We start from the raw sequence: 26213 nt of genomic DNA on the forward strand, positions 1-26213 counted from the left end.
CCGCTCCGCCGTCAGGCCCTCGTCTGGCGGCACGGACGCGGTGACCGCGACCGTGCCGTCATGCGTGGTCTCACTCACTGGTGGAAAACTTTCGTCCTCGAGATGCCGGGCCCGCAAGCGGACCCGGCATGAGCCGGAGAGCCTGGGTAGGGCCCCGATGTTCCCGCATACGAGCTTGTCAGATGACGGGGGGCCGGCCCAGTCGGGTCAGCCGCCATACCGTACGCCACTTCATGGGCCGACGGGGTCCGCAGGGAGTGGTCCAGCCCTCCCGGAATCCGCCGAACCACGCCTTCAGCGCGGGGCGCGAGGGCCGGCGCAGGAGGGTGAGGAGCATCCAGACGCCCAGATAGGCCGGAATCAGGAGGGCGGGGAGGTTGCGGCGGGCCAGCCAGACCCGGTTGCGGGCGACCATGCGGTGGTAGACCGCGTGCCGGGAGGGGGCGGTGATCGGGTGGTACAGCACCATGTCGGACCGGTAGTCGATCATCCAGCCGGCGTCGAGGGCCCGCCAGGCGAGGTCGGTCTCCTCATGGGCGTAGAAGAACTCGTCCGGCAGCCCGCCGACCTCGGCGAGGACCTCGGTGCGTACGGCGTTGGCGCCGCCGAGGAAGGTGGTCACGCGGGAGGAGCGCATCGGGTCGGAGGCGCGCAGCCGGGGCACGTGGCGGCGCTGGGTGACCCCGGTCTCCGGGTCGGCGATGCGGAAGCTGATGATGCCGAGCGCCGGGTCGGCCTCGAAGGCCTCGCGACACAGCTCGACGGTGTCATGGCCGGCGAGCAGGCCGTCGTCGTCGAGGAACAGCAGGACGTCGACGTCGGTGCCGCCGGGGCCGAAGGCCTCGATGCCGACGTTGCGGCCGCCGGGGATGCCGAGGTTCTCCGGCAGTTCGACGGTGCGTACGCCCTCGGGGACCTCGGGGACGGGCGAGCCGTTGCCGACGACGACGACCTGGACCGGGTCGCCGTCCTGCTTGGCGACCGAGTCCAGCAGGGCGCGCAGTTCGTCGGGGCGGTTGCCCATGGTGATGATCACTGCGCCGACCTTCATGCCGGCGCTCATTTCAGCCTGCTGGAGGCGAGGACGGACACCAGGTGCAGCAGGGTCTGCAGCAGGGCGATGCCGGCCAGGACTGCGGTGCCCAGGCGGGTGAAGAACAGGTCGTCCCGGACCGCGTCCGCGATCGCGAGGACCAGGATCAGCAGGGACGCCTCGATGCCGAGGATGAGACGGTGGAACTTGAACGCGGCGGCGGCCCGGCGGGCCAGCGCCATGCCGGAGGAACGCATCTCGGAGGCGGCCTCCTTCACCGGCGGCAGCCCGTTCTGGTGGCGGGCCACGCCGACGAGATCGGTCTCGGCCTTGATCAGGACCGCGCCGAGGGCGGCCAGGGTGCCGAGGAAGGCCCAGAGCCAGTCGATCCGTCCGGGACCCCACGGATCGGCGGCGCGCAGGCCGAGACCGACCAGGACGGCCGCGTCGGTGAGGTAGGCGCCGACCCGGTCGAGGTAGACGCCGCCGAGCGAGTACTGCTTCCGCCAGCGCGCGATCTCTCCGTCGACGCAGTCCAGCAGCAGGTACAGCTGGACGGCGACCACGCCGAGGACGGCCCCCGTGATCCCCGGTACCAGCAGCGCCGGGGCCGCGAGAACGCCGAAGACGGTCATCAGGTAGGTGAGCTGGTTGGGGGTGATCCTGGTGTTCACCAGGTAGCGGTCCACCCGCAGGGACACCTCGCGCATGTAGAGGCGCCCCATCCAGTGCTCACCGCTGCGCCGGTCCTTGACCCCCGGGGGGTGGACGACCGGACGGAGTTCAGCTACCGATGGCCTTGACATAGTCGGCGTAGACGTCCTTGATCTGTTCGGTCTTCAGGTCGAGATGTTCGAGGATGGTGAAGCGTCCGGGACGGGTCTCCGGGGCGAACTCGACGACCCGGACGAATTCGTCCGGCGTGAATCCGATCTCCTCCGGCAGCACCGGAAGCCCGTGTCGGCGCAGCACCTCGGCCATGTGGACCGATTCCTCGTGGGCGCCGCGCAGGTACATCGCGAAGGCGGCGCCCAGTCCGCACTGCTCCCCGTGGGCGGCGGCCCGTTTGGGGTAGAGCAGGTCGAAGGCGTGGTTGATCTCGTGGCAGGCGCCGGAGGAGGGACGGGAGTCGCCCGACACGGACATGGCGATGCCGGTGAGGACCAGTGCCTCGGCCAGCACCTGCAGGAAGCCGTCGTCACCGACCCCGCCCGGATGTCGCAGCACCGCCTCGCCGGCCTGCCGGGCCATGGCGGCGGCCAGGCCGTCGATCTTCTCCCCGTTGATCCGGTGGGCCAGTTCCCAGTCGGCGACCGCGGAGATGTTGGAGATGGCGTCGCCGATGCCGGACCGCACGAAACGGATCGGGGCCTCACGGATGACGTTGAGGTCGATGACGACCGCGATCGGGTTCGGCACTCCGTACGAGCCGCGACCGGCGTCGTTGTCGAGGGTCGCGACCGGCGAGCAGAGGCCGTCGTGCGCGAGGTTGGTGGCGACGGCGACCAGGGGCAGGCCGACGCGCGCCGCCGCGAACTTGGCGCAGTCGATGATCTTCCCGCCGCCGAGGCCCACGACCGCGTCGTAGCGGCCGGCCTTTATGGCGCCCGCCAGCCGGACCGCGTCGTCGATGGTGCCGCCGCCGACCTCGTACCAGTCGGCGCCGGGCAGCGAGGGCGCGATCCGCTCGCGCAGCTGGGCGCCCGAGCCGCCGCTGACGGCGATGGCCAGCCGGCCGGACTGCGAGATCCGCTCGTCGGCGAGTACGCAGCCCAGGTCGTCGAGGGCGCCCGGACGGATGTCCACGACGACCGGCGAGGGGATCAGCCGGGTCAGTACTGGCATGCGATCTCCCGTCCGCGGGCGAGGTCGTCGTGGTTGTCGATCTCCACCCACTTGACGTCGCCGATCGGTGCCACGTCGATCCGGAAGCCGCGGTTCACCAGTTCCTGGTAGCCGTGCTCGTAGAACTGCTGCGGGTCGGTCTCCCACACGGTCCTGAGCGCGTCGGCGAGCTCGACGGCGGCGTCGCCCTCGATGAGGGTGACGCCGATGTACTCGCCGGTGGCCTCGGCGGGGTCCATCAGCTTGGTGATCTTCGTCATCCCCTTCTCGGGGTCGACGACGACCTTCATCTCCTCGTCGGCGAGCTGCTTGACCGTGTCGAGGGCGAGGATGATCCGCTTGCCCTCGCCCCGGGCGGCGAGCAGGGTCCGCTCGACGGAGACCGGGTGCACGGTGTCGCCGTTGGCGAGGATCACACCGTCCTCGAGGGCGTCACGACCGCACCACAGGGAGTAGGCGTTGTTCCACTCCTCGGCCTTGTCGTTGTCGATGAGGGTGAGTCTGAGGCCGTACTTCGCCTCCAGGGCCGCCTTGCGCTCGTACACGGCCTCCTTGCGGTAGCCGACGATCACCCCGACCTCGGTCAGACCGATCTCGGCGAAGTTGCCGAGGGTGAGGTCCAGGACCGTCGGTTCGCCCTCTATGCCCGCGGGCCCCACCGGCACCAGCGCCTTGGGAAGGCTGTCGGTGTAGGGGCGCAGGCGCCGTCCGGCGCCGGCCGCCAGCACGAGGCCGATCATGCGGGTTCTCCTTCATCGTGTACGGCGGGCGCCCCTGCGGACGCCCAGAAGCGGATGCTCTCGACGAGCACCACCAGGGCCACGGCCACGGCGAGGACCGTGAGCGCGACCGTGAGCTGTGAGGCGGTGAGCAGTGCCGCCAGGACGGCGACCGCGAGCGTGCGGCCCTCGTGCCCTCCGATCACCCGCACCAGCCAGCGCGGGGACGCGCCCGCGTTGCCGCGGATGCGGTAGACCGTGTCGTAGTGATGGTAGGCGACCGCGGCCACCAGGCCGTAGGCCGCGGGCAGGGCTCCGTTCACCTCCGCGTCGGCCGCCAGCGCCAGGACGGTGCCGTACTCGGCGGCGCGGAGGAACGGCGGGACCAGCCAGTCGAGGGCTCCCTCGAGGGGACGTGCGACGGCGAGGGCGGAGGCCAGGACGTACCCGCAGGCGGCGACGGTCGTCCAGGGACCTCCGAAGCCGGTGAGCACGGCCGTGCCGGCGACCGCGAGACCGCCGAGCAGGGCGACGGCTGGGGCGGTGAAGCCGGGCAGCCACCGCGCGGGGCGCTCCAGCGGGCCGGTGAGGACCTGGGCGAGCGGGCCGGAGTCGGCGAGGTCGGCGAGCGCCTGCGCGGCCCGGTCGGTGCGGCGGGCCTTGCGGGTCAGCGAGCGCAGGACGCGGCCCGCGGTGGTGTACGTCGCGGCGAAGGCGCAGCCGACGAGCAGGGCGTAGAAGGTGATCCGGGGGGTGGTGACCGCGGTGAGGACGGCGATCATCGCCCAGCGTTCGCCGATGGGCAGGACGATCATGCGGCGCACCCAGACCGTCCAGCCGACGCTGTCGAGCCTGTCGGAGAGGGCGGCGGTGGGGCTGGTGTTGGCGGTGGCGTCGTGGTTGGCCTCGTTGAAGGAGAAGTCGACCACGTGCCGGCAGGTCTGCAGGACCATCGCGCCGAGGGCGAGGGCCCATACGTCGTCGCCTCCGCGGGCGGCTCCGAGGGCGAGGCCGGCGTAGTAGGCGTACTCCTTGGCGCGGTCGAAGGTGGCGTCGAGCCAGGCGCCGAGGGTGGAGTACTGCAGGGAGTAGCGGGCGAGCTGGCCGTCGGTGCAGTCCAGCACGAAGGAGGCGATGAGCAGCGCGCCGGCGGCGACGAAGCCGCCGCGGGTGCCGGTGGCGGCGCAGGCCGCGGCTATGAGCGCGGTGAGCAGGGAGGCGGTGGTGACCTGGTTGGGGGTCAGTCCGCGACGGGCGCACCAGCGGGCGATGTAGCGCGAGTACGGGCTGATGAAGTGAGTGGTGAAGAAGCCGTCGCGGGCCTTGACGGCCGACTTCAGGCGTACGGCCTCGTCGTCGACGGCGGCGACGGCCTGCCGGGCCTCGTTGCGGGTCTGGGGGTCGCCGGGGACGGTGGCCACGAGGCTGCCGAGCTCGGGGCGGTGCACGTCGGCGCCGTCGGCGTCGAGGGCGGCGGCGACACGGTCGGCGAGGCTGTCGACCAGGGGGGTGCCGCCGGCCGGCTCGGCGGGGGCCGCCGAACTCTCGCGGGCCAGCGCGCGGCTCAGGGCCTGGCGGCCGGCCGGCTGGGCGGTGACAGCGCCGGGGACCGCGGCGAGCGGGAAACGGGGGTCGGTGAGACCGAGGCGCAGCGCGTGCGCGTGGCCCACGAAGCGGGCGTCGACCACGGCGACCCGCTGCCCCGCGGGCACCCCGGCGAGCAGGGTCTCGGCCTCGGCGGCGCCGGCCGCGGTCCGTACGTCGAACCCGAGGGAGCGCAGATCGCCCTCGAGTGACGAACCGGGGACCGGCTGGCCGGTGAGGATGGCGGTCGACAACCGAATCTCACTCCCTGGATGCCGACGCGTCAACGTCGGTCATGTACACGATGAGGTGCCCGTACAGGTCCCCGGGCGGCATGTCGGCAGAGGTTATCGGATGCCCGGAAGTCCGCGTTCACTGACCGTTCGACAAATGGATCGGCGCGGTTCGCCCGCCCGCCGCTGCCGTGATCATCATCGGCGATGCGGGGCCCCGCCCACAAACCGTCGCACCGCAGCGGACATTCACCTCAATCCGCGCATGGAGGACCACCGGGTCCGCTCGGCATAGGGTGGGCCACCATGACATGGCTGATCACCGGCGGGGCCGGTTATATCGGGGCACATGTGGCACGGGCCATGGCCGGTGCCGGGGAGCGGGTCGTGGCGCTGGACGACCTCTCCGCCGGGGTGCCGGCGCGGCTGCCCGCGGACGTCCCGCTGGTCGAGGGCTCGACGCTGGACGGCGAGCTGCTGAGGCGGGTGTGCGTGGAGCACGGGGTGACGGGAGTGGTGCATCTCGCCGCGCGGAAGCAGGCCGGCGAGTCCGTGACACAGCCGACCCGGTACTACCGGGAGAACGTGGGCGGCCTCGCGACGCTCCTGGACGCCGTCGCCGGCGCCGGGATCGAACGCTTCGTCTTCTCCTCGTCCGCGGCCGTCTACGGCGACCCCGGTGTGGATCTCATCACGGAGGACGCCCCCTGCGCCCCGGTGAACCCCTACGGCGAGACCAAGCTCGCCGGCGAGTGGCTGGTCCGGGCGGCGGGTCGGGCGCACGGCATCGACACGGTGTGCCTGCGCTACTTCAACGTGGCGGGGGCGGCGGCCCCGGAGCTGGCCGACACCGGTGTCTTCAACATCGTGCCGATGGTCTTCGACCGGCTCACCCGCGACGAGGCCCCGCGCGTCTTCGGCGACGACTATCCGACGCCGGACGGCACGTGCGTCCGCGACTACATCCACGTGGCCGACCTGGCGGAGGCGCACCTGGCGGCGGCCCGCAGGCTGTCCGAGGGGGAGGTCACGGGAGACCTGACGGTGAACATCGGCCGCGGCGAGGGCATCTCGGTGCGCGAGCTGATCACGGTCATCGGCGAGGTCACCGGCGACACCCGGGCCCCGCTCGTCGAGGGCCGCCGCCCCGGCGACGCGCCCCGCGCGGTGGCGTCGGCCGCCCGCGCGGCCGAGCGGCTCGGCTGGACCGCCCGGCGCCCGGTACCCGAGATGATCGAATCGGCATGGCGGGGGTGGCGGCTGCACCACGGCCGGTGACCTGCGCACGGCATCTGTCCGCCACCTGACCTGCGCATCGTTTACGCAGGTCAGGGCAGATGACAACGGTGTTCAGTGCCGCGTTGCGGATACCCCCTCCCCGTAGTTCACTGTGGCCCGGACGGGATCACGGGAAGGAACCTTTCATGGGGGCTGGGCACGATCACGGGCATGCGCACGGCGCGCCCGTCGGCGGTACCGCGAGCGCGACGTACCGCGGCAGGCTGCGGGGGGCACTGGCGATCACGCTCGGGGTCATGGTGATCCAGATCGTCGGCGGCCTGCTGGCGGACTCGCTCGCCCTGGTCGCGGACGCGGCCCACATGGCGACGGACGCCGTGGGCCTGGGCATGGCGCTGCTCGCGATCCACTTCGCGAGCCGCCCGGCCAGCGAGCACCGCACCTTCGGCTACGCCCGCGCGGAGATCCTGGCGGCACTGGCCAACTGTCTGCTCCTGCTCGGCGTCGGCGGCTACGTGCTGTACGAGGCGATCGAGCGGTTCGTCTCCCCGGCCGCCACCGACGGCGGCCTGGCGATGGTGTTCGGTGTGATCGGTCTGGTCGCCAACCTGGTGTCGCTGACGCTGCTGATGCGCGGGCAGAAGGAGAGCCTGAACGTGCGCGGCGCCTTCCTGGAGGTGGCGGCGGACGCGCTCGGCTCCGTCGCGGTGATCCTCGCCGCGCTGGTGATCCTGGCCACCGGGTGGACGGCCGCCGACCCGATCGCCTCCCTGGTGATCGCGGTGATGATCGTGCCCCGGACCTGGAAGCTGCTGCGCGAGACCCTGGACGTACTGCTGGAGGCCGCGCCCAAGGGCGTCGACATGCGGCAGGTCCGGGAGCACATCCTGGCCACGGACGGCGTGGAGGACGTGCACGACCTGCACGCCTGGACGATCACCTCGGGGATGCCGGTGCTCTCCGCGCACGTGGTCGTCAGCTCCGACGTCCTGAACACCATCGGGCACGAGAAGATGCTGCACGAGCTGCAGAACTGTCTGGGCGCCCACTTCGACGTGGAACACTGCACCTTCCAGCTGGAGCCCGGCGGGCACGCCGAGCACGAGGCGCGCCTGTGCCATTAGGACGGGGCCGGGCGCGCCGCCGCGCGCCGGGGAACACAGCCCTCCGTCCCCGTGGGACGGCCCCGGGACATGCGGGCATGCCAAGGAGTGCCGGGAGTGCCGGATTCGTGCGGCAGACTGGGGGCGCCAAGACCGAGTGAAGGATGGGTATGCCGATCACACCTGCCACCGCGACGAACAGCCCGTCGAGCGGCGCCGCCGAGCCGATCTTGCTGGAACTGGTCGACGAGGACGGCGTGACGACCGGCACCGCGGAGAAGCTCGCCGCCCACCAGCCGCCGGGACGGCTGCACCGGGCGTTCTCGGTGTTCCTGTTCGACGAGCGCGGGCGGCTGCTGGTCCAGCAGCGGGCGCTGGGCAAGTACCACTCCCCCGGTGTGTGGTCCAACACCTGCTGCGGCCACCCCTACCCCGGTGAGGCGCCGTTCGCGGCGGCGGCCCGGCGGACCTTCGAGGAACTGGGCGTCTCCCCGTCGCTGCTCGCCGAGGCCGGCACGGTCCGCTACAACCACCCGGACCCGGTCTCGGGCCTGGTGGAGCAGGAGTACAACCACCTCTTCGTCGGCATGGTGCAGTCGCCGCCGCGGCCGGACCCGCAGGAGGTGGCGTCCACGGCGTTCGTGACCCCGGCGGAGCTGGCGGAACGGCACGCGAAGGACGCCTTCTCGGCCTGGTTCCCGACCGTCCTGGACGCGGCCCGCCCCGCGGTCCGCGAACTGACCGGGCCGTCGGCGGGCTGGTGACCTAGCCGATCCGCGAGGGCTTGAGCGGCAGGGCGGCCCAGATCGCCTTGCCGCCGTCGGCGGTGTGCTCGATGTCGTACGCCCCGCCCGCCTCGCGGGTGACCTCCCGCACCAGGAGCAGTCCGCGGCCGCCGGTGCGCCCGTGGTCGGTCTCCAGAGCGGTGGGCCGGTAGGGGTGGCCGTCCTCCACGGCCACCCGGACCCACTCGGCGCCCACGGCGACCTCGACGGCGAGCGTCGGGGACAGCAGCGCCGCGTGCCGTACGGCGTTGGTGACCAGCTCGGAGACGATCAGCAGCAGCCCCTGCACGACCTCGTCCGCGGCCGGCACCCCCTGGCGCAGCAACAGGTCCCGCACGGCGTGGCGGGCCTGCGGGACCGAGGCGTCGACGGCTGGGGCGGTGAACCGCCAGACACCTTCGTACGGCAGCGGATCGCCGCTCTCACGCTCGATTGTCACCACACGTCGAGTGTTGGTACCGATCGGTTCCGCACCTCACCCCTGAACAGAAGTCAGCGGATATCGAGCGTTTCCGACCGCCTGCGTACGACACGGTCGCCCCCGGGACCGCTCCGGTCCGTCCTGTGCCGGGTCGGCGAACTCTTCGGGTTGTACGTGTTCGGTGGCCCGGTGATCGCTCCCCTGCCGTTCCTTCCCCGGCGTCCGCCGTCCGCCCGTCCCCCACCGGGTGGAGTCCCTGCCGGTCGGCGCGTCGGCCGGGGCGGATAGCATCCGGCGGATGGAGCCCCAGTTGCTGCACGACGTCGCCGAGCACGTCGCCACGGTCGTCATCCGCAATCCGGCGAAGCGCAACGCCATGACGGCCGCGATGTGGGATTCCCTGCCGCCGCTGCTGGAAACGCTGGCGGCCGACCCGGACGTACGGACGCTGGTGCTCACCGGTGAGGGCGGGACGTTCTGCGCCGGCGCCGACATCTCCACGCTCCGGGGGTCGCCGCTCGAGGCGCAGCGGCTGGCCGTGGCGGCGGAGGAGGCGCTCGCAGCCTTCCCCAAGCCGACCCTGGCGGCGGTCCGCGGGCACTGCGTGGGCGGCGGGGCCCAGCTGGCGGCGGCCTGCGACCTGCGGTTCGCCGAGGAGGGGTCGTGGTTCGGGGTGACCCCGGCGAAGCTCGGCATCGTCTACCCGTCCTCCGCGACCCGGCGGCTGGTCTCGCTGGTGGGTCCGGCGACCGCCAAGTACCTGCTGCTCTCCGGTGAGTTGATCGAGGCCGGGCGGGCGCTGCGCACCGGACTGGTGGACGAGGTGCTGCCCGGGGGCGAACTGGACGAGCGGGTGGGCGGGTTCGCCCGGATCCTGGCGTCCCGCTCACAGCTGACGCAGGCGGCGGCGAAGGAGTTCGCGAACGGCCGCGCCGACCGGGACGCGTACTGGGGCGAGCGGGCCCGGGAGAGCGGCGACGGCGCCGAGGGCGTCGCCGCGTTCCTGGAGCGCCGGCCGCCCCGCTTCACGTGGAGCGTGTCTACGTCAGGCTGAAGCGGCTCCTCGACCGGAACTCCTCGACGAGGTGCGCGGGCGCCTCCCCCGGGGGAGCCGGCGTCGTAGGGCGGCCGCGGGTCGTACTCGATGAGCAGCTGGACGGCCCGGGCGTGCTCGTCGCCGGCGATCCGGCCGAGCAGGGTGAGCCCCATGTCGATGCCGGAGGAGACGCCGGCCACGGTGACGTACTTGCCGTCGGTCACCACCCGCTCCCCGGCCGGCTCGGCGCCGTACCGTTCCAGGTGGTCGAGCGCGAGCCAGTGGGAGGTGGCCCGGCGCCCCCGGAGAAGTCCGGCCGCGGCCAGCAGCAGGGACCCGGTGCACACGGACGTCGTCCAGGTGCTGGACGCGTCGGCGCCGCGCAGCCACTCCAGCAGGGCCTCGTTCTCCATCTGGGGCGTCTGCCCGGGGCCACCGGGGACGACGAGGACGTCCGGACACGGTACCTCTCCCAGGGTCTTGTCGGCGGTGATCGCGAGGGCGCCGGTGTCGGTGCGCACGGGCCCGGTCCGCTCGGCGACGAACACGGTCTCCGCGTCCGGGAGCCGGCCGAGGGTCTCGTGGGGACCCACCGCGTCGAGGGCGGTGAAGCGGTCGAAGAGGACGATGGCGATCTGCATCGGCGGCCTTTCAGCCGTGGTCGGGTGCGAGGGCGGGCCGGAACCGGCGGCGGTACTCCGCCGGGACGTCCCGAGGGTCCGGACGAAGACGCGCCGCATCGCCTCGGGGGGCCGTAGCCGCTGGCGCGGGAGACCTCCTCCACACCGCCGGTGGTGTCCTCCGACAGCCGCCGGGCGTGTTCGAGGCGTACCCGGTCGACGTAGCGGCCCGGCGTCGTGCCGGTCTCGGTGTGCAAGGCGCGGGCGAAGTGACGCGGCGAGAGGGCCGCGCGGGCGGCGAGCGCCTCGACCGAGAGATCGGTGTCGGGGTGCTCGGTGATCCACTGCTGGACCTCGCGCAACGGCTCGCGCCGCGCGGTCTGGGCTGCGAGCTGGGCGCTGAACTGGGCCCGGTTCCCGGGCCGGCGCAGGAACACCACCAGGTGCCGGGCGACGGTGAGGGCGGCCTGACGGCCGAGATCCCCCCCCACCAGGGCGAGCGCGAGGTCGATGCCCGAGGTGACGCCGACGGAGGTGGCGACGTGGCCGTCCCGGACGTAGATGGGGTCCGGGTAGACCTCGACGGCCGGGTGATCGCGGGCCAGCGTGTCGCAGTGGGCCCAGTGCGTGGTGGCGCGACGGCCGTCCAGCGACCCTGCTCCGGCGAGCAGGACCGCTCCCGTGCAGACGGAGACCAGCCGCTCGGCCCGCGGCCCGTGCCGGCGCAGCCAGTCGGTCAGCCGCGGGCCGGGCCGACGGGCGCCCTGTCCGCCGGGCACGAGCAGCGTGTGCGGTTCCGGCGCGTCGGCCAGGGTCCCGTCCGGTACGACGGTCAGCCCGCTGCTCGTGCGTACCGGGGCGCCGTCCAGGGAGGCGGTGCACAGCCGGTACGTCCCCGGGGTGTGCTTCTCGGCGCCCGCGAAGACCTCCACGGGACCGGTGACGTCGAGGCTCTGCACGCCGTCGAAGAGGACGACGAGAACGGTTCGCTGCGCCATGCCGTCGATTCTCGGCAGTGCCCGGCGTGGCCGCAGCGACGGGTCCCCCACCTTTCCTGCCATGTCCGGACGGTGTGCATGGGGAGGCGTCGACGAGGTATACGCAGTACCTCCGGCCGGGGAGGTCGGCCGACGAAAGGGGAGACACATGTTCCGTGCCGTCGCGGATGTCCTGCGCCAGATCGGCGGGGCCGTCGCCACCGTGGTGACGCTGCCCTTCCGGGCGCTCGCCAGGCTCTTCGGCGGGGCCTCGTCCACCGCCCGGGGCCGTCGCGCCTGACGCCGCCCGTGCGGCCCCCGGGCGAGTCGCCGCCCTGATCCCCGATTGTCGGCGTCACCTGCCACAATTGCCGCGCAACCTCAGTGGAGAAGGCGGTACGGGAACGTGACGACACCCCTCGCAGGGTCCATCGAAGGCAGGATCGCCGAGGAGCTCGGCGTACGGGAGCGGCAGGTCAGGGCCGCCGTCGAACTGCTCGACGGCGGTTCGACGGTGCCCTTCATCGCCCGCTACCGCAAGGAAGCGACCGAGATGCTCGACGACGCGCAGCTGCGCGCACTCGAGGAGCGGTTGCGCTACCTGCGGGAGCTGGAGGAGCGCCGGACGGCGATCCTGGAGTCGGTGCGCGAGCAGGGCAAGCTGACCGACGAGCTCGAGGCGCGGATCCGGGGCGCGCAGACCAAGGCGCGCCTGGAGGACGTCTACCTGCCGTACAAGCCCAAGCGGCGCACCAAGGCGCAGATCGCGCGCGAGGCGGGTCTCGAGCCGCTGGCGGAGGGGCTGCTCGCAGATCCGGGCGTCGATCCCCTGGCCGCGGCCGCCGCGTTCGTGGACACCGGCAAGGGGGTCGCCGACCCGCAGGCCGCCCTGGACGGTGCGCGGGCGATCCTCACCGAGCGGTTCTCGGAGGACGCCGACCTGATCGGCGAGCTGCGCGAGCGGATGTGGGTGCGCGGGCGGCTGGCCGCGAAGGTGCGCGACGGCAAGGAGGAGGCGGGCGCGAAGTTCGCCGACTACTTCGACTTCGCCGAGCCGTTCACCGAGCTGCCCTCGCACCGGATCCTGGCGATGCTGCGCGGCGAGAAGGAGGAGGTCCTCGACCTCGTCCTGGAGCCGGAGGAGCCCACGGACGGACCGTCGTCGTACGAGGGGATCATCGCGAACCGGTTCGCGATCGCCGACAAGGGCCGTCCCGCCGACAAGTGGCTGGGCGACACGGTCCGCTGGGCCTGGCGCACCCGCGTCCTGGTGCACCTCGGCCTCGACCTGAGGCTGCGGCTGCGCACGGCGGCCGAGGACGAGGCGGTGCGGGTCTTCGCGGCGAACCTGCGCGACCTGCTGCTCGCCGCCCCCGCCGGTACGCGCGCGACGCTCGGCCTGGACCCCGGCTTCCGTACGGGCGTGAAGGTCGCCGTGGTGGACGCGACCGGCAAGGTCGTCGCCACGGACGTGATCCATCCGCACGTCCCGGCCAACCGATGGGACGAGGCGGTCGCGAAGCTGGCGCGGCTGGCGCAGGAGCACGCGGTCGAGCTGATCGCGATCGGCAACGGCACGGCGTCCCGCGAGACCGACAAGCTCGCCGGCGAACTCATCGCCAAACACCCCGAGTTGAAGTTGACCAAGGTGATGGTGTCCGAGGCGGGCGCCTCCGTGTACTCGGCCTCCGCCTTCGCCTCCCAGGAGCTGCCCGACATGGACGTGTCGCTGCGCGGCGCGGTGTCGATCGCGCGCCGGCTCCAGGACCCGCTGGCCGAGCTGGTGAAGATCGACCCGAAGTCGATCGGGGTCGGCCAGTACCAGCACGACCTGTCCGAGGTGAAGCTGTCGCGTTCGCTGGACGCGGTGGTGGAGGACTGTGTGAACGGCGTGGGTGTGGACGTCAACACCGCGTCGGCGCCCCTGCTCGCGCGGGTCTCCGGCATCACCTCCGGGCTCGCCGAGAACATCGTGGCGTACCGGGACTCCAACGGTCCGTTCCGGTCGCGGGGCGAGCTGAAGAAGGTGTCGCGGCTCGGTCCCAAGGCGTACGAGCAGTGTGCGGGCTTCCTGCGGATCCGTGGCGGCGACGATCCGCTGGACGCCTCCAGCGTGCACCCGGAGGCGTATCCGGTGGTGCGGCGGATGGTGAAGTCCTCCGGCACGGAGGTCGCCGCGCTGATCGGGAACACGGCGGTGCTGCGGTCGCTGCGGCCGCAGGAGTTCGTGGACGAGACGTTCGGTCTGCCGACCGTGAGCGACATCCTGAAGGAGCTGGAGAAGCCGGGGCGGGACCCACGGCCGGCGTTCAGGACCGCCGTCTTCAAGGAGGGGGTGGAGAAGATCTCCGACCTGGCCTCCGGGATGGTGCTGGAGGGTGTCGTCACGAACGTGGCCGCGTTCGGCGCGTTCGTCGACGTCGGTGTGCACCAGGACGGTCTGGTGCACGTCTCGGCCATGTCGAAGACGTTCGTCAAGGACCCGCGGGACGTGGTGAAGCCGGGTGACATCGTCAAGGTCAAGGTGCTGGACGTCGACATCCCGCGCAAGCGGATCTCGCTGACGCTGCGGCTGGACGACGAGGCCGCGCCTCAGGGGGAACAGCGGGGGCAGCGCGGGGAGCGGCAGGGGGGCCGACCGCCGAAGCAGCGGCAGCAGCAGGGGCGGTCCGGGGCCGGAGGGAAGGGACGGTCCGCGGCCGCACCCGCTCCGGCGAACGGGGCGATGGCTGACGCGTTGCGGCGGGCCGGGCTGGCGTAGGCGCGCCGACGTTGTGGCCGGGCGGGGGTGGTTCGCGTGGGCCGGTGCCCACCGCGTGACGCCCTCGCCCAGCCGTGCCGCCCTGCGGCAGGGGCGCCCGCGGAGGGGTGGGGCGGGGCGACTGCCCGCAGCTACGTGCGTTCCACGACCTTGCCGTCCGTTACTTCCAGGCGTCTGGTCACCTTGACCGCGTCGAGCATGCGGCGGTCGTGGGTGATCAGGAGGAGGGTGCCCTGGTAGGTGTTCAGGGCCGATTCGAGTTGCTCGATGGCCGGCAGGTCCAGGTGGTTGGTCGGCTCGTCGAGGATCAGGAGGTTGACACCCCTGCCCTGGAGGAGCGCCAGCGCGGCCCTCGTGCGTTCGCCCGGGGAGAGGCCGGCCGCCGGACGCATGACGTGGTCCGCCTTGAGGCCGAACTTGGCCAGGAGCGTGCGGATGTCGGCCGGCTCCAGGTCCGGCGCCGCCGGGCGGAACGCGTCGAGCAGGCTCTGCGGGCCGTGGAACAGCGCGCGGGCCTGGTCCACCTCGCCGAGGAGCACGCCCGAGCCCAGCGCGGCGTGCCCGGCGTCGAGCGGGACGCGGCCCAGCAGGGCGGCGAGCAGGGTGGACTTGCCCGCGCCGTTGGCGCCCGTGACGGCCACCCGGTCCGCCCAGTCGATCTGCAGGGAGACCGGGCCGAGGGTGAAGTCGCCGCGACGGACCTCGGCGTCCCGGAGGGTGGCGACGACCGCGCCCGAGCGAGGGGCCGACGCGATCTCCATGTGCAGCTCCCACTCCTTGCGCGGCTCCTCGACCACGTCCAGGCGTTCGATCATGCGCTGGGTCTGACGCGCCTTCGCGGCCTGCTTCTCGCTCGCCTCGCTGCGGAACTTGCGGCCGATCTTGTCGTTGTCGTTGCCCGCCTTGCGGCGCGCGTTCTTCACGCCCTTGTCCATCCAGGCACGCTGCGTCTGTGCCCGGTCCTGGAGCGCGGCCCTCTTGTCGGCGTACTCCTCGTACTCGTCGCGCGCGTGCCGGCGGGCCACCTCCCGCTCCTCCAGATACGCCTCGTAGCCACCGCCGTAGAGGTTGATCCGCCGCTGGGCGAGGTCGAGTTCGAGGACCTTGGTGACCGTGCGGGTGAGGAACTCGCGGTCGTGGCTGACGACGACCGTGCCGGCGCGCAGGCCGGTCACGAAGCGTTCGAGGCGTTCCAGGCCGTCCAGGTCGAGGTCGTTGGTCGGCTCGTCGAGGAGGAAGACGTCGTAGCGGGAGAGGAGCAGGGAGGCGAGTCCGGCGCGGGCCGCCTGGCCGCCGGACAGGAAGGTCATCGGCCGGTCCAGGCCGACGGTCAGGCCGAGGGAGCCGGCGACCTCCTCGGCGCGCTCGTCGAGGTCGGCACCGCCCAGGGAGAGCCAGCGCTCCAGGCTCGTGGCGTACGCGTCGTCCGCTCCCGGCGCGCCGTCGACCAGGGCCTGGGTCGCCTCGTCCATGGTCCGCTGGGCCTCGGTGACACCGGTGCGGCGGGCCAGGAACGCCCGTACGCTCTCGCCGGGCCGGCGCTCCGGCTCCTGCGGGAGGTGCCCGACGGTCGCGGTGGGCGGCGAGAGACGCAGCTCGCCCTGTTCCGGCGCGGTGAGGCCGGCGAGCAGGCGCAGCAGCGTGGACTTGCCCGCGCCGTTGGCGCCGACCAGACCGATCACGTCGCCGGGTGCGACGACGAGGTCGAGGCCGGTGAAGAGGGAGCGGTCGCCGTGTCCGGCGGCGAGGTTCTTGGCGACGAGGGTGGCAGTCATCAGACCGCCGATCCTAATGGCCGCGCGCGGCCGGCCGCGCCCCGGTTCTCACCGCCCCGCCTCCGTCGCCCGTACCGTCCCGCCGGTGCGCGCCACGAGGTACGCCTCGCCCCTGACCGCCTTGCCGCGTCCAGGAGGACGTGGTGGCGGCCGGGTTCGAACACGCCGTCGAGGAGGTCCCGGACGCGGGTGCGGGAGAGACGGTCGATCCGGTACGCGGTGAGCCGGACCCGGCAGGGCGAGGTGCCTCCGGCTCCGCCGCGTCACCGGCGGCCGGGCGATCGTGCGGCGGTGTGCGGCGCTGTGTCAGGCCGTCGCGGGGGCGCGGGTCCTGGAGCACCGGGCGGGATCGCGGCTGGAGCGGGTGCCGCTGCCGGGCGGGCGGGACCCGGTGCACCACTACGGCCACGACGGTGCGGGTCACGGCGGGGGTGGGGGTGTGCGGAGGAGGCGGCGGCGCTCGCCGCACGCTGAAGCGGGCGGCGGCCGCGCCGCCCCGATGGGGCGCGGCCGCCGGGGTTCCGTCAGTGTCGGCCGATGGGGTCGCCCTCCACGTCCGGGCCGCGGCCCGGGCCCACCCGGATCTCGAACTCGCCGTCGTACTTCCTGTGACCCTCGATGACCGCGAGCTCCACCGCCTCGGAGCCCATCTCGCCCCGCACGATGAGCGGGTCGCTGCGCAGGTCGCGCATGAGCGCCACGCACATGAAGAGCATCACGACGACGAACGGTGCCGCCGCGAGGATCGTGAGGTTCTGCAGGCCGGTCAGCGCGTCGCCCTGTCCGCTGCCGACCATCAGCATGATCGCCGCCACCGCGCCGGTGACCACGCCCCAGAACACCACCATCCAGCGGCTGGGTTCGAGCGCGCCCTTCTGCGAGAGCGTGCCCATCACGATGGAGGCGGCGTCGGCGCCCGAGACGAAGAAGATGCCGACGAGGACCATCACCAGCAGGCTGGTGACGGTGGCGACGGGGTACTCCTGCAGCACGGCGAAGAGCCGGCCCTCGGGGGTCGTCTCGTCGCCGAGCCGGTTCTGCTCCTGCAGCTTCATCGCCGAGCCGCCGAAGACCGCGAACCAGACCAGGCTGACCGTGCTGGGGACCAGGATGACCCCGCCGATGAACTGGCGGATGGTCCGGCCCCGGCTGATGCGGGCGATGAACATGCCCACGAAGGGCGTCCAGGAGATCCACCAGGCCCAGTAGAAGACGGTCCAGCTGCCCAGCCATTCGGGGACGTCCTCGCCGCCGCTGATCTCGGTGCGGCCGGCCAGCTGGGGCAGGTCGCCGAGGTAGCCGAAGACCGAGGTCGGCAGCAGGTCGAGGACGATGATGGTGGGGCCCGCGACGAACACGAACACGGCGAGGATCAGGGCCAGCACCATGTTGATGTTCGACAGCCACTGGATGCCCTTCTCCACACCGGAGACCGCGGAGGCCACGAACGCCACGGTCAGCACCGCGATGATGCCGACCAGCAGCCCGGTGCCGACCTCGTCCAGCCAGTCGAGCTTCTCCACACCGGAGCCGATCTGCAGCGCGCCGAGGCCGAGCGAGGCCGCGGAGCCGAAGACGGTCGCGATGATGGCGAGCACGTCGATGACCCGGCCGCCGGCGCCGCCCGCGTTCTTCTCACCGATGAGCGGGGTGAACACGGCGCTGATGGTCTGCCGGCGGCGCCGGCGGAAGGTGCTGTAGGCGATGGCGAGGCCGACCACCGCGTAGATCGCCCACGGGTGGAGCGTCCAGTGGAACAGGGTGGTGGCCATGGCCGTCTCCATACGAGCGCCCGAGTCGGCCGGGTGGGCGCCCGGCGGGGGCGTCGTGTAGTGCGCCAGTGGTTCGCTCACGCCCCAGAACATCAGGCCGATGCCCATGCCCGCGCTGAACATCATGGCGACCCACGACACCGTGCGGAACTCCGGCTCCTCACCCTCGGCACCGAGGTGGATCCGGCCGTAGCGGCTGGCCGCGAGCCAGAGGGCGAAGACCACGAAGCCGGAGGCGGCCAGCATGAACGCCCAGCCGCCCTGGTGCATCAGCCCGCCGAGCGCGGTGCTGGAGACGTCCTCGAGCGAGTCCGTCCCGATGGCGCCCCACAGCACGAACGTGAGGGTGAGCGCGGCGGTGACGCCGAACACCACCCGGTCGGTCCGCGGGTGTTCCCGGCCCGGCAGGCCGGTTTCGGAGCCCGGCAGCGGACCCGCCGTGTCGTCCTTGTCGCTGTGCTGGTCATGCGTCACAGGCGGCACCTTTCCTCAGAACCGTGGGGCGGGAAGCACTCCTTCCGCTACGCCCCTACCACCTTTGGCCCAAAACTCACCCCATCGGCGGAAAGTATTGGCCCTCCATCAGGTGATATGCCGCGAGGACGCGTTTCATCGGGCTCCAGGGACGCGGTGGGCGGTGGCTTCGGGCCGGTCCACACCGTCCAGGACGGTTCCGGGGCCGCGGAGTGCGAGCCCGCCGTGGCGCGGGCGAAGGCGGCCGCTCCGCCGGCGAACGGCACCCGCACGGAGGTGCGGGCCAGGTCGAGGACGAGCGTCGGGGCGTCGGCCGGGGGATCGCTCGGGCCCCGGTGCCGTGCGGTGGCCCCGGAGGGCGACGTGGCCGGTGGCCGCCAGGTCGAGGGCGAGCTCCGGTGGGTGCTGCGGCCGTTGCCGTGTCGACGGCGTCCTTGCCCACGGGCGGTTCCACTCTCTGGTGCGCTCGGGCGGGTCGCGCCCGGGTGTTCCGGATCGCCTTGGTCGGCACGCTCGGACCACGCACGGACCGAGGGCCGCCTTTCCGGCAACGTGCTTGCTCATGCGATGGCGCACGTCACACCGGGGAACGTCCCGCACGTCCGCGCGGAGTGACAGCCGAGGTGTCACAGCGGTGGTGGAACAGCGATACTGCTGCACATGACGACCGAGACCGAGCAGCCGTTCACGATCGACGAACTGGCGGCCCGGGCCGGCGTCACCGTGCGCACGGTCCGTTTCTACGGCACCAAGGGGCTGCTGCCGCCGCCGGTGATCGGTCCCCGGCGGGTCGGTCACTACGGGCGCGGGCACCTGGCCCGGCTGGAACTCATCGAGGAGTTGCAGCACCGGGGCATGACGCTGGCGGCGATCGAGCGGTACCTGGGACAGCTGCCGCCGGACCTGAGCGCCCGGGACCTGGCGATCCAGCGGGCGGTGGTGGCCTCCTGGGCACCCGAGGCGGTGGAGACGGCGCCGCGCGGGGAGTTGGAGCGCCGGGCGGGGCGGTCGCTGAGCGGGGAGGACCTTCGGCGGCTGACGGCGATGGGCGTCGTCGAGCGGGACGGCGAGGCGTTCCGGGTGGACCCCGGGCTGCTGCGGCTCGGGGTGGAGCTGCTGGACGTGCCGCTGTCCCACGAGACGGTCCTCGCCGCGCGCACCGCGCTCATCGAGCACTCCCGCGCGGCCGCCCGCGAGTTGTCGCGGCTGCTGCGCGACGCGGTCGCGGAGCGGGACGCGCGGGACGTGCGGTCCCTGTCCGCCCGGATGCACCCGCTGGTGGTCCAGGCACTGCTGACCACCTTTCAGCGGTCGCTGCGGGAGGAGCTGCGGGAGTGGCTCGACGAGGAGGGGTGACGGGGCGGGCCCCGTCACCCCGTGCGGCGGGTCAGCGGGCGTCCGTGAAGGTCTCCCCCCGCTCCGCCTTCGCCACCAGCAGCGCCGGCGGGGTGAAGCGCTCGCCGTAGCGCTCGGCGAGTTCCCGCGCCCGGGCCACGAAGCCGGGCAGGCCGCCCTCGTAGCCGTTGATGTACTGCAGGACGCCACCGGTCCAGCCCGGGAAGCCGATGCCGAGGAGCGAACCGATGTTGGCGTCGGCGACGGAGGTCAGCACGCCCTCCTCGAGGAGCCGGACGGTGTCCAGCGCCTCGGAGAAGAGCATCCGCTCCTGCATGTCCGCGAACGGGATCTCGTGGCCGGGCTCGGTGAAGTGCTCGCGCAGCCCCGGCCACAGCCCCACCCGCCTGCCGTCCTCGCCGTACTCGTAGAAGCCGGCGCCGCCGCTGCGGCCGGGGCGCCCGAACTCGTCGACCATGCGGTCGACGACCGCCTCGGCGGGGTGCGCGGTCCAGGTGCCGCCGGCCTCCTCGACGGCCCGCTTCGACTCGCCCCGGATCTTGCGCGGCAGGGTGAGGGTCAGTTCGTCCATCAGGGAGAGCACCTTGGCCGGGTAGCCCGCCTGGGCGGCGGCCTGCTCGACCGACGCGGGCTCGATGCCCTCGCCGACCATGGCGACGCCCTCGTCGATGAAGCGGCCGATGACGCGTGAGGTGAAGAAGCCGCGCGAGTCGTTGACGACGATGGGGGTCTTGTTGATCTGCCGGACCAGGTCGAAGGCGCGGGCCAGGGCCTCGTCGCCGGTGCGCTCGCCCTTGATGATCTCGACCAGCGGCATCTTGTCGACGGGCGAGAAGAAGTGCAGCCCGATGAAGTCGGCCTGGCGTTCGACGCCCTCGGCGAGGGCGGTGATGGGCAGGGTGGAGGTGTTGGAGCACAGCAGCGCGTCGGGGGCGACGACGCCCTGGATCTCCTGGAACACCTTGTGCTTGAGGGAGGTGTCCTCGAAGACGGCCTCGATGACCGCGTCGCAGCCGGCGAGGTCGGCGGCCTCCGCGGTGGGCGTGATCCGGGCGAGCAGCGCGTCGGCCTTCTCCTGGCTGGTGCGGCCCTTGGCGACGGCTCTGGCGCACAGCTTCTCGGAGTAGCCCTTGCCCTTGACGGCGGCTTCCAGGGAGACGTCCTTGAGGACGACGTCGATGCCCGCACGGGCGCACGCGTAGGCGATGCCGGCGCCCATCATCCCGGCGCCGAGGACGGCGACCTTGGTGACCTGGCGCGGTTCGACGCCCTTCGGACGGCTGGCGCCGGAGTTGACGGCCTGGAGGTCGAAGAAGAACGCCTGGATCATGTTCTTCGAGGTCTGTCCGGTGGCCAGCTCGACGAAGTAGCGGGCCTCGACGACCTGGGCGGTCTCGAAGTCGACCTGGGAGCCCTCGACGGCGGCGGCCATGATGTTGCGCGGGGCCGGGTAGGGCGCGCCGCCCGTCTGCTTGCGCAGGTTGGCCGGGAAGGCCGGCAGGTTGGCGGCGAACTTCGGGTGGGCGGGGGTGCCGCCGGGGATGCGGTAGCCGGGCCTGTCCCAGGGCTGGGCGGACTCGGGGTTGGCCTCGATGAAGGCGCGGGCCTTGGCGAGCATCTCCTCGCGCGTGTCGGCGATCTCGTCGACCAAGCCGTTCTGCTGGGCGCGGCGCGGGGTGTACTGGGTGCCCTGGAGGAGCACCTTCAGCAGCGCGTCGGTGATGCCGAGCATGCGGACGGTGCGGACGACGCCGCCGCCGCCGGGGAGCAGGCCGAGGGTGACCTCGGGGCAGCCGATCTTGGAGCCGGGGGCGTCGAGGGCGATCCGGTGGTGGCAGGCGAGGGCGAGTTCGTAGCCGCCTCCCAGGGCGGCGCCGTTGATCGCTGCGACGACCGGCCTGCCGAGGGTCTCGATGCGGCGCAGGTGCCGCTTGACGGCCATGCCGCCGTCGAAGAGGTCCTGCGCCGTCTCGGGGGTGGCCCGGATCAGGTCGCGCAGGTCGCCGCCGGCGAAGAAGGTCTTCTTGGCGGAGGTGATGATGACGCCGCGGAGGGAGTCCTTCTCCGCCTCCAGTCGGTCGGTGATCACGGCGAGGGAATCGCGGAACGCCCTGTTCATGGTGTTCGCGGACTGGTCGGGATCGTCGATGACGAGGGTGACGACGCCGGTGCGGTCCTGTTCCCAGCGGATGGTGGTGCTCTCGGTCATGTGGAGGTCTCCGTGAGTAAGGTGGCGGGTCGCCGGGTTCAGAGGCGTTCGACGACGGTGGCGATGCCCATGCCGCCGCCCACGCAGAGCGTGGCGAGGCCGTGGCGCAGGTCGCGGCGCTCGAGTTCGTCGAGGAGGGTGCCGAGGATCATCGCGCCGGTGGCGCCGAGGGGGTGGCCCAGGGCGATGGCGCCGCCGTTGACGTTGACCTTGTCCAGGGACAGGCCCATGTCCCGCGCGTAACGCAGGACGACGGCGGCGAACGCCTCGTTGATCTCGACCAGGTCGATGTCGTCGATGGTCAGGCCGGCCTTGGCGAGGGCCTTGCGGGTGGCGGGGGCGGGGCCGGTGAGCATGATGGTGGGCTCGGAGCCGGACACGGCGGCGGAGACGATCCGCGCGCGGGGGGTGAGTCCGTGGCGCTCGCCGGCCTCCTTGGAGCCGACGGCGACGAGCGCGGCGCCGTCGACGATCCCGGAGGAGTTGCCCGCGTGGTGGACGTGGTCGATCCTCTCCACCCAGTGGTACTTCTGCAGCGCCACCGCGTCGAAGCCGCCCCGCTCGCCGATGTCGGCGAAGGACGGCTTCAGCCTGGCCAGCGAGTCGGCGGTGGTACCGGGGCGCAGGTGTTCGTCGTGGTCGAGGACGGTGAGACCGCTGCGGTCCCTCACCGGGACGACGGACCGCTCGAAGCGGTTCTCCTTCCAGGCGGTGGCCGCGCGCTCCTGCGACAGGGCGGCGTACTCGTCGACGTCCCGCCGGGAGAAGCCCTCGATGGTGGCGATGAGGTCGGCGCCGATGCCCTGCGGGACGAAGCCGGTGGCGAGGTTGGTCATCGGGTCGTTGAACCAGGCGCCCCCGTCGGAGGCCATCGGCACCCGCGACATCGACTCGACACCGCCCGCCAGGACGAGGTCCTCCCAGCCGGAACGGACCTTGGCGGCGGCCAGGTTGACGGCCTCCAGCCCCGAGGCGCAGAAGCGGTTCTCCTGGACGCCCGCCACCGTGTCCGGCAGTCCGGCGGCGATGGCGGCGATGCGGGCGATGTCGGAGCCCTGGTCACCCAGCGGACTCACCACGCCGAGCACGATGTCGTCGACGGCGGCCGGGTCGAGGCCGGGGAAGCGGTCGCGGATCTCGTGGATGAGGCCGACGACCAGGTCGACGGGCTTGGTGCCGTGCAGGGCGCCATCGGCCTTGCCGCGCCCGCGCGGGGTGCGGATCGCGTCGTACACGTACGCTTCGGTGCTCACGAGGGGGCCTTTCACTGAGGGTTCGGGGGCTACGGGGCTACGAGGGCGGGGACAGCAGTCCGGGCACGTCCCAGTCGCGGGCCACCTCGTCGGTGTCGGCGCCCGGCCGGGCGGGTCCGGTGCGGACGGTGGTGGGGGTCGCGGAGAACCGGGGGGCCGGTGCGGGCTGGGTGATGCCGGCGTGGTCCGTGAACGTGGAGCGGACGGCGAGGTGCGGGTGGTGCGGGGCCTCGCGCAGGGAGAGCACGGGCGCCACGCACGCGTCGGAGCCGGCGAACCGGACCGTCCACTCGTCGCGGGTGCGGGCCCTGAAGCGGGCGGTGACCTGTGCGCGCAGCTCCGGCCAGCGGGTGACGTCGGCGTGGGCCCCGGCCTGGTCGTCCAGGCCGAGCAGGCGCAGGAACTCGGTGTAGAACCGCGGCTCCAGCGCGCCGACCGCCATGTGCTCGCCGTCGGCGGTCTCGTAGGCGCCGTAGTAGGGGCAGCCGCCGTCGAGGAGGTTGGCGCCGCGCCGGTCCTGCCAGGCGCCTGCGGCGAGCATGCCGTGGATCATCGCGGAGAGGTGGGCGGTGCCGTCCACGATCGCGGCGTCGACGACCTGTCCGGCGCCGGTCGCGCGGGCGTGGTGCAGCGCGGCGAGGACGCCGACGACGAGGTAGAGGGAGCCGCCCGCGTAGTCGCCGAGCAGGTTGGCCGGGACGGCCGGGGGCCTGTCCGGGTCGCCGATCATACCGAGGGCGCCGGTGAGGGCGATGTAGGCGATGTCGTGGCCGGCGCGGTCGGCGAGGGGCCCTTGCTGGCCCCAGCCGGTCATCCGCCCGTAGACCAGGCGCGGGTTGCGGGCGTGGCAGTCCCCGGGGCCGACGCCGAGCCGCTCGGCGACTCCGGGGCGGTAGCCCTCGACGAGGACGTCGGCGCGTTCGGCGAGGTCGAGGACGCGGGCGGGGCCGCCGGGGGCCTTCAGGTCGACGATCACGGAGCGCTTGTTGCGGTTGGTCACGTCGAGGGCGGGGTCGATCCCGAGTCCGGGTCCGCCCGGACGGTCCACGCGCACGACGTCGGCGCCCAGGTCGGCGAGGAGCATGGCGGCGAACGGGCCGGGGCCGATCCCGGCCAGTTCGACCACGCGTACGCCGTCGAGCGGACCGTGTCCCGGCGTCTTCGCCTCCGTCATCGAGCCCCCATCGGCTGTGACACTCCTGGTGTAACACCTACGATGCTAGGAACGTGTCCCACCCGGCACAAGACGGGGCGAGCAAGCGCTTGGCCACTCTACGGCGCGACGCTGTCGCCCGCGCCGGTCCGCGCACCCGTCCGGCGCACGTCGGGCTCCGGCGGGACGCGCCCCCGGCCGGTCTCGCCCAGGACGCGGCCGCACGCTTCTTCCCGCTCCCTCCAGGGCGTCCGGGGACAACGGCCACCGGATTCCTCCGGGCTCCGCCCCCTCACGCTAGCCTCGACCACCGACAGCGGCGCGGCTGCACGACCAAGGGGTGTCATGGGCAGGTTGAACAGGGCGGACCGTCCGTACGACATCGTGCTCTTCGGGGCGACCGGCTTCGTCGGCACGCTGACCGCGGAGTACCTCGCCGACCGTGCCCCCGCCGGGCTGCGCTGGGCGATCGCCGGCCGCGGCGCGGAGAAGCTGGAGCGGCTGCGGGAGCGGCTGCCCGGCGGCGCGGAGGTCGGGCTGCTGCGGGCGGACGCGTCCGATCCGGCCTCACTGCGCGCCCTCGCCGAACGCGCGCGGGTGGTCGTCACCACCGTCGGCCCCTACGTGGAGTACGGCGGGGAACTCGTCGCCGCCTGCGCGGACACCGGGACGGACTACGTCGACCTCACGGGTGAGCCGGAGTTCGTGGACCTGATGTACGTCCGGCACGACGCACGCGCGCGGGAGACCGGGGCGCGGCTGGTGCACGCCTGCGGCTTCGACTCGGTGCCGCACGACCTGGGCGCGTACTTCACGGTGCGGCAGCTTCCGGAAGGGGTGCCGCTGGCGGTGGACGGCTTCGTGCACGTCGACGCGGCCTTCTCGGGCGGGACCTTCGCCTCGGCGCTGAACCAGTTCGCCCGGCACCGCGGGCTGCGCGCGGCGGCCCTGGACCGCCGGCGCCACGAACCACGGCTGGTGGGCCGCCGGGTCTCGGCCGCGCCGGGTGCGCCGCGCTACGCACCGGAGGTCGGCGCCTGGGCCCTGCCCCTGCCGACCGTCGACGCGCAGATCGTGCGCCGTTCGGCCAGGGCGCTCGACCGGTACGGCCCCGACTTCCGCTACCGGCACCACGCGGCCGTGCGGCGGCTCCCGGTGGCGGTGGGTGGAGTGGCGGCCGTGGGCACGCTGGTGACGGCGGCCCAGTTCCCGCCCCTGCGACGCCGGCTCTCCGACCGGCTCGGGTCCGGCCAGGGGCCGAGCCCCGAGAAGCGCGCCCGGAGCCGGTTCACCGTCCGCTTCGTCGGCGGGGGCGGCGGGCGCCGGGTGTACACGGAGGTCTCGGGCGGCGACCCCGGCTACGACGAGACGGCGAAGATGCTGGCCGAGGGGGCGCTCTGCCTGGCCTTCGACGACCTCCCGCCGACGGCCGGCCAGGTCACGACGGCGGTGGCGATGGGCGACGCGCTGATCGACCGCCTCCGCACGGCGGGCATCCGCTTCCGCGTCGCCGCGGCCCGGCCGGCCGGGAGCTAGAACGACCATCCGGCCAGCGTGTGGACCATCCCGATGATCCAGCCCAGCCCGGCCGGCACGGCGAGGGCGAGGGCGACGGTCACGGCCCGTCCTACGGGCCGCGGGTCGGCGGCAACAGGCTTGGCGGCACGGTGCGTCGTCATGCGCGTCAGCCTGCCGGGGCGGGCCGGGGCCGGCATCCGCAAAGGTACTCAGGAGCGGTACTCAGACCGCACGGGCACGTTCCACGCCGGATCCGGACCGCGCTTGAGACTTTCGAGCCTCACGCCCCGGGAGAACACGGCGAGAGCGAGGCCGGACCAGCGCCGAACCCTCAAAGGGCGGTTCAA

Annotated in this window: 20 protein-coding genes and 3 pseudogenes; 9 read left to right on the forward strand and 14 right to left on the reverse strand. The window is 72.9% G+C overall.

The window, feature by feature from the left end:
- Nucleotides 1-178: 178 nt before the first annotated feature.
- From KYY02_RS07890 to KYY02_RS07910, 5 genes are read right to left on the reverse strand one after another with little or no spacing between them, the layout of a single operon-like run.
- Complete coding sequence (locus KYY02_RS07890) at nucleotides 179-1063, reverse strand: glycosyltransferase family 2 protein (protein ID WP_371236842.1); 885 nt, start codon at nucleotides 1061-1063, stop codon at nucleotides 179-181.
- Nucleotides 1060-1839, reverse strand: a complete 780-nt coding sequence (locus KYY02_RS07895; RefSeq protein WP_371236844.1) for a CDP-alcohol phosphatidyltransferase family protein — start codon at nucleotides 1837-1839, stop codon at nucleotides 1060-1062. The genes KYY02_RS07890 and KYY02_RS07895 overlap by 4 nt, the downstream gene beginning before the upstream one ends.
- Nucleotides 1817-2878, reverse strand: coding sequence for an iron-containing alcohol dehydrogenase family protein (locus KYY02_RS07900; protein WP_371236846.1), 1062 nt, complete (start codon nucleotides 2876-2878; stop codon nucleotides 1817-1819). Before KYY02_RS07900 ends, KYY02_RS07895 begins: the two co-directional genes overlap by 23 nt.
- Nucleotides 2866-3618 carry a phosphocholine cytidylyltransferase family protein gene (locus KYY02_RS07905; protein WP_371236847.1) on the reverse strand — a complete coding sequence of 251 codons (753 nt, stop codon included), beginning with the start codon at nucleotides 3616-3618 and terminating at the stop codon, nucleotides 2866-2868. The genes KYY02_RS07900 and KYY02_RS07905 overlap by 13 nt, the downstream gene beginning before the upstream one ends.
- The gene (locus KYY02_RS07910; protein WP_371236848.1) at nucleotides 3615-5435 is read right to left on the reverse strand and encodes a DUF5941 domain-containing protein; all 1821 of its coding nucleotides are present in this window, start codon (nucleotides 5433-5435) and stop codon (nucleotides 3615-3617) included. Before KYY02_RS07910 ends, KYY02_RS07905 begins: the two co-directional genes overlap by 4 nt.
- A gap of 285 nt (nucleotides 5436-5720) precedes the next feature.
- Here KYY02_RS07910 and galE point away from each other — a divergent pair, with 285 nt between their 5' ends.
- From galE to idi, 3 genes are all read left to right on the forward strand, one after another.
- Complete coding sequence (galE, locus tag KYY02_RS07915; RefSeq protein WP_371236850.1) at nucleotides 5721-6692, forward strand: UDP-glucose 4-epimerase GalE; 972 nt, start codon at nucleotides 5721-5723, stop codon at nucleotides 6690-6692.
- A gap of 146 nt (nucleotides 6693-6838) precedes the next feature.
- Nucleotides 6839-7777 (forward strand): cation diffusion facilitator family transporter, encoded by a 939-nt coding sequence (locus KYY02_RS07920; protein ID WP_371236851.1) that lies wholly within the window; start codon nucleotides 6839-6841, stop codon nucleotides 7775-7777.
- Nucleotides 7778-7926: 149 nt separating this feature from the next.
- Nucleotides 7927-8520 (forward strand): isopentenyl-diphosphate Delta-isomerase, encoded by a 594-nt coding sequence (gene idi / locus KYY02_RS07925; protein ID WP_371236852.1) that lies wholly within the window; start codon nucleotides 7927-7929, stop codon nucleotides 8518-8520.
- A gap of 1 nt (nucleotide 8521) precedes the next feature.
- On the opposite strand, the gene KYY02_RS07930 is transcribed toward idi, so the two are convergent.
- Nucleotides 8522-8983, reverse strand: coding sequence for an ATP-binding protein (locus KYY02_RS07930; RefSeq protein WP_371236854.1), 462 nt, complete (start codon nucleotides 8981-8983; stop codon nucleotides 8522-8524).
- Between the two features lie 277 nt (nucleotides 8984-9260).
- On the opposite strand from KYY02_RS07930, the gene KYY02_RS07935 reads away from it, so the two are divergent.
- Nucleotides 9261-10016 carry an enoyl-CoA hydratase/isomerase family protein gene (locus KYY02_RS07935; protein ID WP_371236856.1) on the forward strand — a complete coding sequence of 252 codons (756 nt, stop codon included), beginning with the start codon at nucleotides 9261-9263 and terminating at the stop codon, nucleotides 10014-10016.
- Here the strand turns inward: KYY02_RS07935 and KYY02_RS07940 are convergent.
- Both KYY02_RS07940 and KYY02_RS07945 read right to left on the reverse strand, forming a co-directional pair.
- Nucleotides 10003-10639 (reverse strand): annotated as a pseudogene (locus KYY02_RS07940) (DJ-1/PfpI family protein). The gene KYY02_RS07935 and the pseudogene KYY02_RS07940 overlap by 14 nt on opposite strands.
- 10 nt (nucleotides 10640-10649) lie before the next feature.
- Nucleotides 10650-11616 (reverse strand): annotated as a pseudogene (locus KYY02_RS07945) (GlxA family transcriptional regulator).
- A gap of 148 nt (nucleotides 11617-11764) precedes the next feature.
- On the opposite strand from KYY02_RS07945, the gene KYY02_RS07950 reads away from it, so the two are divergent.
- Both KYY02_RS07950 and KYY02_RS07955 read left to right on the forward strand, forming a co-directional pair.
- The gene (locus tag KYY02_RS07950) at nucleotides 11765-11896 is read left to right on the forward strand and encodes an LPFR motif small protein (RefSeq protein WP_371236857.1); all 132 of its coding nucleotides are present in this window, start codon (nucleotides 11765-11767) and stop codon (nucleotides 11894-11896) included.
- Between the two features lie 105 nt (nucleotides 11897-12001).
- Nucleotides 12002-14356 (forward strand): Tex family protein, encoded by a 2355-nt coding sequence (locus KYY02_RS07955; RefSeq protein WP_371236858.1) that lies wholly within the window; start codon nucleotides 12002-12004, stop codon nucleotides 14354-14356.
- A gap of 131 nt (nucleotides 14357-14487) precedes the next feature.
- On the opposite strand, the gene KYY02_RS07960 is transcribed toward KYY02_RS07955, so the two are convergent.
- Nucleotides 14488-16131 (reverse strand): ABC-F family ATP-binding cassette domain-containing protein, encoded by a 1644-nt coding sequence (locus tag KYY02_RS07960; protein ID WP_371236860.1) that lies wholly within the window; start codon nucleotides 16129-16131, stop codon nucleotides 14488-14490.
- Nucleotides 16132-16408: 277 nt separating this feature from the next.
- On the opposite strand from KYY02_RS07960, the pseudogene KYY02_RS07965 reads away from it, so the two are divergent.
- Nucleotides 16409-16605, forward strand: a pseudogene (locus tag KYY02_RS07965) (amino acid oxidase); the annotation flags it as partial.
- A 50-nt stretch (nucleotides 16606-16655) separates the two neighbouring features.
- On the opposite strand, the gene KYY02_RS07970 reads toward KYY02_RS07965, so the two are convergent.
- Nucleotides 16656-18377: a BCCT family transporter gene (locus KYY02_RS07970; RefSeq protein ID WP_371236861.1), complete on the reverse strand. Its 1722-nt coding sequence runs from the start codon at nucleotides 18375-18377 to the stop codon at nucleotides 16656-16658.
- A 660-nt stretch (nucleotides 18378-19037) separates the two neighbouring features.
- Between KYY02_RS07970 and KYY02_RS07975 the strand changes: the two genes are divergently transcribed.
- Nucleotides 19038-19733: a MerR family transcriptional regulator gene (locus KYY02_RS07975; RefSeq protein ID WP_371236863.1), complete on the forward strand. Its 696-nt coding sequence runs from the start codon at nucleotides 19038-19040 to the stop codon at nucleotides 19731-19733.
- Nucleotides 19734-19764: 31 nt separating this feature from the next.
- Here KYY02_RS07975 and KYY02_RS07980 read toward each other — a convergent pair whose 3' ends face one another.
- Genes KYY02_RS07980 through KYY02_RS07990 form a run of 3 tightly spaced genes read right to left on the reverse strand, consistent with a single transcriptional unit; the run spans nucleotide 19765 to nucleotide 24369 of the window.
- Complete coding sequence (locus KYY02_RS07980) at nucleotides 19765-21942, reverse strand: 3-hydroxyacyl-CoA dehydrogenase NAD-binding domain-containing protein (protein ID WP_371236865.1); 2178 nt, start codon at nucleotides 21940-21942, stop codon at nucleotides 19765-19767.
- Nucleotides 21943-21980: 38 nt separating this feature from the next.
- Complete coding sequence (locus tag KYY02_RS07985) at nucleotides 21981-23195, reverse strand: acetyl-CoA C-acetyltransferase (RefSeq protein WP_371236867.1); 1215 nt, start codon at nucleotides 23193-23195, stop codon at nucleotides 21981-21983.
- Nucleotides 23196-23232: 37 nt separating this feature from the next.
- A complete protein-coding gene (locus KYY02_RS07990) occupies nucleotides 23233-24369 on the reverse strand; it encodes a CaiB/BaiF CoA transferase family protein (RefSeq protein WP_371236868.1) in 1137 nt (378 codons plus the stop codon).
- A gap of 324 nt (nucleotides 24370-24693) precedes the next feature.
- Here KYY02_RS07990 and KYY02_RS07995 point away from each other — a divergent pair, with 324 nt between their 5' ends.
- On the forward strand, nucleotides 24694-25884 hold the full coding sequence (locus tag KYY02_RS07995; RefSeq protein ID WP_371236870.1) for a saccharopine dehydrogenase family protein: 1191 nt from the start codon (nucleotides 24694-24696) through the stop codon (nucleotides 25882-25884).
- On the opposite strand, the gene mmpA is transcribed toward KYY02_RS07995, so the two are convergent.
- A complete protein-coding gene (mmpA, locus tag KYY02_RS08000; protein WP_371236872.1) occupies nucleotides 25881-26027 on the reverse strand; it encodes a morphogenic membrane protein MmpA in 147 nt (48 codons plus the stop codon). The two genes, KYY02_RS07995 and mmpA, sit on opposite strands and share 4 nt — an antisense overlap.
- Between the last annotated feature and the right edge of the window lie 186 nt (nucleotides 26028-26213).

The sequence above is a fragment of the Streptomyces pimonensis genome, from assembly GCF_041380215.1.
GTDB lineage: Bacteria > Actinomycetota > Actinomycetes > Streptomycetales > Streptomycetaceae > Streptomyces > Streptomyces pimonensis.